We start from the raw sequence: 8,009 nt of genomic DNA on the forward strand, positions 1-8,009 counted from the left end.
CCCGGCCAGCAGCGCCGCCGCCCTGGCCAGCCCCGCGCAGCCGGAGGCAAGGCCGACCGGGATCACGTCGGGGCGCAGCCCCAGCTCGGCCGCGATCCGCATGGCGTCGGCGTCCATGGTCGGCTCGTAGGGGATCGAGGTGGCCGTGAGGAAGGTGTCGATCTCCTCGGCGGCCAGGCCCGCGACGCGCAGCGCCTGCCGTGCCGCGCCGATCGCCGGGTCGAGCGTGGCGAACAGGACGGGGTCCCAGCTCTTCCCCTCGACGCCCATGATCCGGGTGATCTCGGGTCCGGTGAGGACCCGTCCTGGTCGGTTGCGGTACGGGATGCGCGCCCGTCTGGCCCATTCGTCGATGGGCGTCGGCTCCGCCACCACCGCCGCCACACCGGTCACCGCATACGGAAACGACCGCACCATGACTCACCGCCCCAGCCGTCACGCCCCCGAGATTTTCACGGAAGCCTCATCGTCAGCGGGGAACATAACAAAGGCAAGTATTAGACACACAAAGCGACAATTAACTGTCCTTAGGAGTAAGGCCGACCTTAATAGACCGCCTCTTCCACAGTGAGAATCTCACGGTACTCTCCGCCGGGGACCGTCACCCGGCTGGCGAGGAGCTGGGTGACCGTCACGAAGACATAGCCCTGCTTCTTCAGGCTCCGCAGAATCTGCGGGACCGCCTTGACGGTTCCCGGCTGAATGTCATGCATCAGCACGATCTGACCGGGCTGGACGTCCTTCAGCACCCCGTGGGCGACGGCCGCCGGACGGTGCTCGCGCCAGTCCTGCGGATCCACGGCCCACAGGACCTGGGGCAGGCCGTAAGCCTCCGCGACCTTCGCGACGCGCTTGCTCGACGCGCCGTACGGAGCGCGCATCACCTTCGGCGTCACCCCGCCCACCCGCTGGATCAGCGCGCTGGTCCGCTGGATCTCGCCGCGGATCTGCGCGGTCGTCATCCGGGACAGATCACGGTGGTCCCAGGTGTGGTTGCCGATCTCGTGGCCCTCGGCGATCTCGCGGCGGAGCATGTCGGGATGCTCGCGGACGTTCTCGCCGAGGACGAAGAAGGTGGCCTTGACGTTCTCCTGCTTCAGGGCGTCCAGGACCTTGGCGGTGCCCCGGACCGGACCGTCGTCGAAGGTGAGCGCGACGCACTTCTCCTTCGCGCAGTCGTGCGGGTAGACCTCGCCGCGGTTGACCGCGCGCCGCTGGTCGAGCGGCGGGACGGCGAACCTGTACGCCTTCGAGGCGGCCGTCTCGTCCTGCTCGAACTGATGGCCCGACGGCATGAGATTGACGTCCGACACCCCGACGACCACCATGAACAGCCCCATGCCGACCGCCGCCAGCACGGCGACGACCGCGATGGCGAACCCGACGGCGATCTTCCTCATACGCCCACACCCCCCGGAAAATGATCTTCTCGACAGGAGATCGTCCCCGGGCGTGCGAACCGAAATCCCCACCCCGTGCAAAGGGCACTCCGCAAACGGTAAGGAGGCGGGCCCGAAGGACCGCCTCCTTACCGTGACACCCCCCCAAGGGCGAGCAGGTGTGTTACAGGCCCTGCCAGACCGGCTTGTCGGCGTAGGTCGCCTTGAAGTAGGACGCGAGCTTGAGGCGCGAGGCCGCGGCCTCGTCGACCACGACGGTCGCGTGCGGGTGGAGCTGGAGCGCGGACGCCGGGACCAGCGCCGACAGCGGGCCCTCGACGGTCGCCGCGACGGCCTCGGCCTTGCCCTCGCCGGTGGCCAGCAGCACCAGGTGGCGGGCCTCCAGGATGGTGCCGATCCCCTGCGTGATCACGTGCCGGGGCACCTGGGCCAGGTCGTCGTCGAAGAAACGGGCGTTGTCGATCCTGGTCTGCTCGGTGAGGGTCTTGATCCGGGTGCGGGACGCCAGCGACGAGCACGGCTCGTTGAAACCGATGTGGCCGTCCGTGCCGACCCCGAGGATCTGCAGGTCGACACCGCCCGCGTCGGCCAGGACCCGCTCGTAGGCGGCGCAGGCCGCGACGATGTCGTCGGCCGAGCCGTCCGGGCCGAGGAACGAGCCGGCGGGCAGGCCCAGCTTCTCCACGACCTCCCTGCGGACGACCTCCCGGTAGGACTCCGGGTGGCCCACGGGCAGGCCGACGTACTCGTCGAGCTGGCAGACACGGAGCTTCGCGACGTCCAGGGAGCCTTCGGCGACCAGCGCGCCCAGGGCCTCGTAGACGGGCAGCGGGGTCGAGCCGGTGGCCACGCCCAGCAGCGCGTCGGGCTTGGCCGCCACGAGCCTGGCGACGGCCTGCGCGACGAGCTCGCCCTGCGCGGCCTTGTCCTTGACGATGACGATTTCCACGACCAGAACGGTAGGACCGGTCTAGACCGCTGTCAACCTGTCTAGACCAGTATGGACCGGGCTGTCGGGTGAGACACCTGATATGTTTGAATCAACATATTCGAACAGCAATCCACCTGAGCTTCTCTAGGATCATGTTGAGATTCGACGCAGCGGCGCCCGCCGGCATCCACCCGTTCCCCACCCGGCTCGCCGACGGCCGGGAGCTCGCCTACTACGACGACCGGCCCGGCCGGGAGCACGCCGCCCCCGACGGCCGGGAGCTCGAACCGTTCACACCGGGCGCGGAACTGCGGCATGACCCGCTGACCGGCCAGCCGGTGCTGATCGCGGCGCACCGGCAGGTCAGGACCGTCTCCACCCAGGCCGCCGACTGCCCGCTCTGCCCGACCAGGCCCGGCTCCCCCGCCACCGAGATCCCCGAACCGGCCTACGACGTCGTCGTGTTCGAGAACCGGTTCCCCTCGCTGGGCGGGCCCGTCGGCGGGCGGTGCGAGGTCGTCTGCTTCTCCGACGACCACGATCTGGCCACGGCCGGGCTGAGCGACGAGCGGCTGTCGACCGTCGGCGGGGCCTGGGCGGACCGCACCGCCCGGCTGTCCGCGCTGCCCGAGGTCGAATCCGTCTTCGTCTTCGAGAACCGCGGCGCGGAGATCGGCGCGACCCTCTCCCACCCGCACGGCCAGATCTACGCCTACCCTTACCTCCCGCCGACCCAGGCCGCCGTCCTGGACTCGGCGCGCGCCCACCGGGCCGCCGGCCGCGGCTGCCTGCTCTGCTCGATCGTCGCCCGCGAATCCGCCGCCGGCCGGGTCGTCGCCGCCACCGAGCATTTCGTCGCGTTCGTCCCCGAGGCGGCCCGCTGGCCCTACGAGGTGCATCTCGCGCCCCGCTTCTGCGCCGGAGACCTCGCCGCGCTCACCGCCGCCGACCGCGCCGAACTGATGTCCCTGTACGGCGACGTCCTGCGCCGCTTCGCAAGCCTCTTCCCGGCCCCGAGCCCGTACATGGCGTGCTGGCACCAGGCGCCCACCCGGCACCGCGACGTCCTCGACCACTTCTACGTCCAGATCTTCACGCCCCGCCGCTCCGCCGACCGGCTCAAGCACCTCGCGTCCAGCGAGTCGTCCGCCGGGGCCTTCGTCAACGACGTCCGGCCCGAAGCGGCCGCCGCCGCCCTCCGGGACGCGCGCTGACCCTCCGCCTCCGATCAGGCGAGGATCAGGCTGCGGACGTGGTCGGTGAGGATGGACAGGGCGTCCTGGGGCAGGGACCGGTCGGTGATGAGCGCTTCGGGGTCGGCGAGGGCCGCGATGGTGGAGATGCCGATCGTCTCCCATTTGGTGTGGTCGGCCAGGACGACGCGGCGGGCTGCGGCGGTGAACAGGGCGCGGTCGGTCTCGGCTTCGAGGAGGTTCGGCGTCGTGAAACCGGCGCGGACGCTCATCCCGTGGACGCCCAGGAACAGCAGGTCGACGTTGAGGGAGCGGATCGCCGCCACCGCGAGCGGGCCGACCAGGGCGTCGGAGGGGGTGCGGAGGCCGCCGGTCAGCACGACGGTCTGGTCGGCGCGGCCGTTCGCGTGGAAGACGTCGGCGACGGGGATCGAGTTGGTGACGACCGCGAGCCGCTCCACGTCGACCAGCCGGCGGGCCAGCGCGTGGGTGGTCGTCCCGCCGGACAGCGCGATCGACCCGCCCGGCGCGAGGAGCTGCGCGGCGCGCTCCGCGATCGCCTCCTTCTCGGCCTGCTGAACCGCCGACTTGGCCCCGAAACCCGGCTCCGCGGCGGACGACGGCGCGACGGCGGTCGCTCCCCCGTGCACCTTCACCAGCAGCCCGCGCTCGGCGAGCAGTTCGAGATCCCGCCGGATGGTCATGTCCGAGACCCCGAACCGCTCGACCAGCTCGCCGACCTTCACCGCGCCGTCCCGGCCCACCAGCTCGACGATCGACCGCTGCCGCTCCCCAGCCAACACCCGTATCCCCTTCCCCGACCCTGATCCCGCATTTTCCCACAGAATCCAACAGCGTGGCGGGCGGACCGGGGGTCAGGCGAGCGACAGGGCTCGACGGGTGGCGGGGCCGACGATGCCGTCGGGCGTCAGCTGGGCGGAGCGCTGGAAGGCCCGGACGGCCTGATCGGTGGCGCGGCCGAAGATCCCGTCGGCGGTGAGGTGGGCGCCGTGGGTGTTGAGGGCGCGCTGGAGCGCCTTGACGTCGGAGCCGCGGAGCGGAGGGTCGGCCAGCCGGAGCGTGCGGGGATGGGGCGGCGCCGGGTGGAGCCCGCCCGCCGCGAACAGGGCCGCGCGCGGCAGCGGGCCGGGATCGGTGTGGGTGTTGCCGGGGACGTGGCCGTGACCGTAGTGGCCTGCTTTCGTCCGCCAGACGGTCGCCGAGCGCTGGTTGCCCGTCCACTCAGGGACGCCCGCGGGCCAGGCGTCCGGGACGTCCCAGGAGCGGAGCCAGGCGAGGATCTGGTCGAGGCCCTTGGCGGGGGTGTCGGCGACCGTCGCGTGCTTGCGGCCGTCGCGGACCACGTCGGGGCTGAAGTAGATCTCGATCTGGAGGCAGCGGGAGCCCATCCGGTTGGTCTCGACGGTGCCCGCGTCATGGCGGAGCGCCCGGGCGCTGGTCGTCGCCGGGTAGAACTGGACGATCCGGCCCGTCCACGGGTCCCACATCAGGTGCGGGCAGAACTCGGCGCGCTTCAGGAACGAGAGGACGTTGCCGAAGCCGGGGCCGTGCCCGTCGGCGTCGAGCTCGTCCCAGGTGATGTGCCAGACGGCGCGCGGCGGGCCGCCTTTCATGGTGCCTCCGTTGCTCTGCTCCTGGCGTTCGGCGCCCGGCAGCCACAGCTCGGCCATCGCGGCCTCCTTCTCCGTTCGGATCGCTGGTCGCCGCCCACGATCCCCGCCCGGGCGGGCGCGCGGATGAGTAGCCCCTACGCATTTCGGGGCGGGGGGTGCGCGCCCCGGTGTGCCCGGAGGACGGGGGCTGGTGCATTTGCCGGGATTCGGTAGTATTCGCAGCTCCTTGATGGAAGCCGAAACGGGAGGGGCATGAAGGCGGACTGGGCCGGCGTCCCCGTCGGCGACGAAGCCCACCGCTGGCGCACCGTCACCCCCGACCGGACCGTGCTCGCCGTCGTCCACAACATCACCTCGCTGACCAGGCTGCTCGACGTCGTCACCGTCTTCGACGACGACCCCCGCGTCCAAGTCGTGTACACCTGGACGCGCTCCTCCGTCTTCACCCACGACGTCGCCGAACACCTCCACTTCCTCGGCGCTATCACCATTCCGTGGGACCAAGCCCGCGCCCTCTCCGCAGATCTCGCCATCACCACCAGCTATGGCGGCGAGCTTTATGAATTGCCATGCAGAACCATTTCCCTTTCCCATGGAATGGGATACAATAAGAAGCTGGCGACACCGGACACCGGACACCGGACACCGGACACCGGACACCGGACACCGGACACCGGACACCGGACACCGGACAGCCGGTCTTCGGGCTCGGCCCCGAATGGCTGCTGCATGAGGGCGCGCCGGTCGCCGACTCGATCGTCCTGTCGCATCCCGAGCAGCTCGCCCGGCTGGCACGCGACTGCCCCGAAGCCGTGCCCGCTGCGGTCGTCGCGGGCGATCCCTGCTACGACCGCATCCTCGCGTCCGTCGACGACCGGGCCGAACTCCGCCGCTCCCTGGGCGTCACCGACGCCGAGAAACTGATCCTGGTCAGTTCCACGTGGGGCGCCGAATCGCTCTACGGCACCCGTCCCGACCTGATCGCCGATCTGCTCGCGGAACTCCCGATGGACCGCTACCGGGTGGCCGCCGCCCTGCACCCCAACATCTGGAACGGCCACGGCCCCCGCCAGATCCGCTCGTGGCTTTCCGCCGCGCTCCGCTCGGGCCTGCTGCTGTTCCCGCCGCACGAAGGCTGGCGCGCCGGTCTGATCGCCGCCGATCTGGTCGTCGGCGACCACGGCTCCGTGACGTTCTACGCCGCCGCCCTGGACCGTCCCGTCCTGCTGTCGGCGTTCCCCCACCACTCCGTGGACCCGGCCTCCCCCGTCGCCGAGCTGGGCCGCACCGCCCCGTCACTTGCCCGGAACGCCCCGCTCCGTCCGCAAATCGACCAGGCGCTGTCCGCTCACGTCCCGGGCGTCCACGCGAAGGTGACGTCGAGCGTCACCGCCCATCCCGGACGCTCCGCCGCCCTGCTCCGCACCGAGATCTACCGTCTCCTCTCCCTCCCCGAACCCCCCTTCCCGCCGGTCTGCGACCGCCTCCCCACCCCCGTCACCGAGGGATCGCCCCCGACCGCGGCCCTCGTCTCGGCCCGCTGGGACGGCCGCGCCTTCACCTTCGACCGCCGCCCCGCCCCCGTCTCCCTCCACCGCCGCCTGCCCGGCTTCCACCTCTCGGTCTCCACCACGGAACGCGAACGCCGCCTCCTCAACCTCGCCGACGTCCTCCACTCCCCCGACCCCGCCACCGACCCCACCGCACTCCTCGCCTCCCACCCCGCCGCCGTCCTGGCCGCCACCCCCCACCCCCACGGCACCCTCCTCACCACCCACGACTCCCAGGCCCTCACCCCCCACCCCGACCCCGCCCTAGCCGCCTCCGCCGCCCACACCTGGCTCACCTCTGGCCACCCCCTCACCACCCTCCCCCTCCACCCCTCCTAACCACCCCTCGCGCCGGCCCGGCGGGTCAGGGAGCGCGCTGAACTCACTGGGTCTGGGCGGCCGGGTGGGGTGGGGTCAGCTGAGGGTGGTGAGGCGGGCTTGGGCGGCGGGGAGGTTGGGGTGGGCGGCGGCGGTGAGGAGGGCCACGGCGGATTCCTGGTGGCGGGCCGCTTCGGGGAGGTCGCCGGTGGATTCGGCGGCGAAGGACAGGGCTTCGAGGGCGGCGGCGCGTTCGATCGGGTGGGGTTCCAGGAGGGGAAGCGCCTCCAGGAGGGTGGCGCGGGCCTCGGCGGACGTGCCGGCGCGGAGGCGGGCGACGGCCAGGTCAAGGAGGGTCTTGCCGTGGTTGTAGGGGTCGTGGGCGGCGAAATAGGCGACGGCGCGGGCGAAATGCTCCTCGGCGGGCTCGCCGAGGATGCTCGCGGAGCGCCCCAGGTGCCGCCACGCCAGGGCGACGGCGCGCGGATCGTCGTCGGCCTCCGACAGCGACAGGTTCAGCCGCAGGTTCTCGGTCAGCAAGGCGTGCGCCTCCGCCGCGTCGGCCGCCGACACCGCGACGTACGGCGGACGTTCCGCGCCGCTCAGCCGCAGCTTGAGCAGGCCGAGCGATTCGACGGCCGTGGCCTGGCCGCGCTCATGCCCCGCCCGCCGATCGGCTTCGGCGGCGGCCCGGAACAGCTCGCCCGCCGCGTCGGTGCGGCCCAGCTCCAGCTCCAGAAACCCGAGCTGGACGCGGAGCCTGGCCAGCAGCCGCAGATCGCCCAGCCGTTCCGCCGCCTCGATCCCGAGGACGTGCACGTCATGCCAGTGCTCGTGGAACTTGAGCTGGAAGCAGAGCGCCCACTGCGCCTCCACCAGCTCGACGGCCTCCCGGTCGAGTCCCGCCGCGGCGGCCGCCTCGACGGCGGCCCGCAGCCCGGGCCGGTGCCGGACCAGCCACGCCCGCGCCTCGGCCGCCGGGA

At 71.9% G+C, this 8,009-nt stretch carries 8 protein-coding genes and 1 pseudogene; 3 read left to right on the top strand and 6 right to left on the bottom strand.

The genetic code is table 11. The features are described 5' to 3' along the window. The 3 genes from ACYVE7_RS24625 to nagB form a co-directional block, all read right to left on the bottom strand. Positions 1-417, bottom strand: a 417-nt coding sequence (locus ACYVE7_RS24625) for a hypothetical protein (protein ID WP_460367626.1), incomplete at its 3' end; no start/stop codon positions are given. A 128-nt stretch (positions 418-545) separates the two neighbouring features. Further along, a complete protein-coding gene (locus ACYVE7_RS24630) occupies positions 546-1,400 on the bottom strand; it encodes a polysaccharide deacetylase family protein (protein WP_460367628.1) in 855 nt (284 codons plus the stop codon). Positions 1,401-1,563: 163 nt separating this feature from the next. Then, positions 1,564-2,349 (bottom strand): glucosamine-6-phosphate deaminase, encoded by a 786-nt coding sequence (gene nagB / locus ACYVE7_RS24635; RefSeq protein WP_460367630.1) that lies wholly within the window; start codon positions 2,347-2,349, stop codon positions 1,564-1,566. Positions 2,350-2,483: 134 nt separating this feature from the next. Between nagB and galT the strand changes: the two genes are divergently transcribed. Beyond that, on the top strand, positions 2,484-3,545 hold the full coding sequence (gene galT / locus ACYVE7_RS24640; RefSeq protein ID WP_460367632.1) for a galactose-1-phosphate uridylyltransferase: 1,062 nt from the start codon (positions 2,484-2,486) through the stop codon (positions 3,543-3,545). A gap of 14 nt (positions 3,546-3,559) precedes the next feature. Here the strand turns inward: galT and ACYVE7_RS24645 are convergent, their stop codons facing one another. Together ACYVE7_RS24645 and ACYVE7_RS24650 are read right to left on the bottom strand one after the other, a co-directional pair. Further along, on the bottom strand, positions 3,560-4,327 hold the full coding sequence (locus ACYVE7_RS24645) for a DeoR/GlpR family DNA-binding transcription regulator (RefSeq protein WP_460367633.1): 768 nt from the start codon (positions 4,325-4,327) through the stop codon (positions 3,560-3,562). Between the two features lie 72 nt (positions 4,328-4,399). Beyond that, positions 4,400-5,215, bottom strand: a complete 816-nt coding sequence (locus ACYVE7_RS24650; RefSeq protein ID WP_460367635.1) for a peptidoglycan-binding domain-containing protein — start codon at positions 5,213-5,215, stop codon at positions 4,400-4,402. A gap of 195 nt (positions 5,216-5,410) precedes the next feature. On the opposite strand from ACYVE7_RS24650, the gene ACYVE7_RS24655 reads away from it, so the two are divergent. Together ACYVE7_RS24655 and ACYVE7_RS24660 are read left to right on the top strand one after the other, a co-directional pair. Then, complete coding sequence (locus ACYVE7_RS24655) at positions 5,411-6,082, top strand: hypothetical protein (RefSeq protein ID WP_460367637.1); 672 nt, start codon at positions 5,411-5,413, stop codon at positions 6,080-6,082. After that, complete coding sequence (locus ACYVE7_RS24660) at positions 5,971-7,047, top strand: CDP-glycerol glycerophosphotransferase family protein (protein WP_460367639.1); 1,077 nt, start codon at positions 5,971-5,973, stop codon at positions 7,045-7,047. Before ACYVE7_RS24655 ends, ACYVE7_RS24660 begins: the two co-directional genes overlap by 112 nt. A 75-nt stretch (positions 7,048-7,122) precedes the next feature. Here the strand turns inward: ACYVE7_RS24660 and ACYVE7_RS24665 are convergent. Next, a pseudogene (locus ACYVE7_RS24665) lies at positions 7,123-8,009 on the bottom strand (hypothetical protein); the annotation flags it as partial.

The organism is Actinocorallia lasiicapitis, assembly GCF_054778695.1.